The 2,068-nt window shown below is 36.3% G+C and carries 2 protein-coding genes; both read right to left on the bottom strand.

Annotated features, from left to right (window positions below; genetic code table 11):
* Positions 1-246: 246 nt before the first annotated feature.
* Positions 247-696, bottom strand: a complete 450-nt coding sequence (locus tag EXE29_RS17140; RefSeq protein WP_120365115.1) for a hypothetical protein — start codon at positions 694-696, stop codon at positions 247-249.
* 290 nt (positions 697-986) lie between these two features.
* Complete coding sequence (locus EXE29_RS17135) at positions 987-1,694, bottom strand: DUF1003 domain-containing protein (protein ID WP_120365114.1); 708 nt, start codon at positions 1,692-1,694, stop codon at positions 987-989.
* Positions 1,695-2,068: the final 374 nt, after the last annotated feature.

Genomic DNA, 2,068 nt, shown 5'->3' with positions numbered 1-2,068 from the left:
ACTGCTCTTTTCGATCTCTATCACACCCTTGAGATAAAGTTTAGAAAAAAGCAGGCGGGATCGTTTCCCTACTACAGACTCATTTTTATCTATTTTGGAATTTTTTTCACCCATTCATAAAAATATTAAAATACTTTTCAAACCTAACAAAAATACGCATTCAAGATCGCAAATAAGCATTAAAAAATCTATTTTTATTTCACGATCTCTTCGCTAGAGAGGTTCAATACAACAGGCTAAACCACTTTATGAGCTACACGCCACTTCAGTATCGCCATTTAGATACTGTTGTTTGAGTGCATCCAACTGGCCATTTAAAAAACGATCCAAATATTCATGTGCTTTTCTTAAATTGAGCTGTTTAAACTCAACATAATCTTTGGTTTTACGCTTAAATAAACCAAAGACTTCACGTTGTTCTGAAATGACTTCGATGTCGCTTTGTAAGACAAACTCTAAGGAATCTGACGTCGATAATTCATTTAAGCTAATTTTAATGGACTGGCTCGACTCGGGATTGGTCACCATAAAATAAGCCTGTCGCCCCTGTAGCTGAAGTAGCAATAATTGCAAATTAAACCAATGCATCGCATCAAATGCTGTTGATGCTTCCGCAATACTTTTGACATGTACCAATTCTAATTCGTTGTCTGAAGCATGGTGTGGATGCCTTATTTCAATATCAAACTGAGCCATTGCAATAATCCCCCTAGCAAGAAACCTATAATTATTTTAAGGGATTAAATATCGACTGGATGATCATGTTTTTAAATCAAAATTTCAAAACTAAAAGTTAAATTTTGATTAAATAATGATCTATTTCACAGTTTTAATTTAAAGCATGTTAAAGCTTAAATTCTATGCCGACCAACGGCTAAGCCCTTGTTTCCATTCATCGTATATTTTAAGGCGATGAATGGAAAATCAGAGCTACGCAATTTTCCTATGAAGATTGAATCGCAATTGACGACACAAGATAAAGCACCTTATTGATGGCGCTGCTTATTCATCTCTTCGAGTAAATCAAGTTGTACCTGCTGAATTTTAGTAAGTCGATCCCACTGATGTAAAAGCAAATGGTCAACTTTTTCATGCAAATGTCGGATTTCAAGTTCTGCCTTTAAGTTCACTTGATAATCATTTTCTGAGCGCTGTCGGTCTTTGGCTTCTTGTCGGTTCTGGCTCATCATAATAATTGGCGCTTGCATGGCGGCCACGCAGGACAAGAGTAAATTTAACAAGATGAAAGGATAAGGGTCGATCGGGTTTTTCACCATAATGATGCTATTGACAGCAATCCAAACAATTAAAAACAGCGTAAAGCAGATTAAAAAAGTCCAACTACCTCCAAAAGTCGCGATTTTGTCTGCGAGTCGGTCGCCCAAAGTCCACTGCTGTTCTAAGGTGGTTTCTACATTTTTACTAATCAACTCATGTTGTTGCATGCTGTGCAACACTTCAACTTCTAAGTCCGAGACTTCACCTTGCTCGGACTGTAAAAGCGATTGTACATACTGCACACGGTAGCGCGTTAAGTCACTTAAGCAAATGTAGTCCTGTGGTTTCCACTCTGGAAAGTCTTGGCTTATTTCTTGCGTAATGCTTTCTCTGACCGTACCCATTGGAACTAAAAAATGCGAACTGAATTTTTTTTGGCACACTAAACATGGAAAGGTTTCATTTTTTGCGTTCATTTACACGCCCCTTGTACGCATCAATCGTCCATAAGCACATTCATGCCAATGTTTTTTATATTTTTACCCGTTGATTATTTTGACGCAATGTATGGCGCGAAACTATAAAATTCTAAAAAATAGTTCAATCTTTAACAGATATATCAATGCTATTGGCTATTCAGCATTTTCAATTCCATACAGCCACTCCATGTATGTATAGAATGAATTCTGGAATAATCTTGATATAGCTTGAGCTGAATAGATGCGTGCAATTTTGCTTGTGGGGAGGATGTTCGGCTTTTAATCTGGGGTTTATCTATTTTAGTTTTTATCTGTTTTGATTTTTAGTTCTATTTTTATTTAATGTATGCATATATCTATCAGAATTTTTT

Source organism: Acinetobacter sp. WCHAc060006 (assembly GCF_004209135.1).
Lineage (GTDB): Bacteria > Pseudomonadota > Gammaproteobacteria > Pseudomonadales > Moraxellaceae > Acinetobacter > Acinetobacter cumulans.
The sequence above is the reverse complement of the archived record's forward strand: the minus strand, read 5'-3'. Positions and strand labels throughout refer to the sequence as shown.

Coding starts and splice junctions, on each gene's coding strand:
- EXE29_RS17140 (WP_120365115.1), bottom strand. CDS start 696: ATGGCTCAGTTTGATATTGAAATAAGGCATCCACACCATGCTTCAGAC.
- EXE29_RS17135 (WP_120365114.1), bottom strand. CDS start 1,694: ATGAACGCAAAAAATGAAACCTTTCCATGTTTAGTGTGCCAAAAAAAA.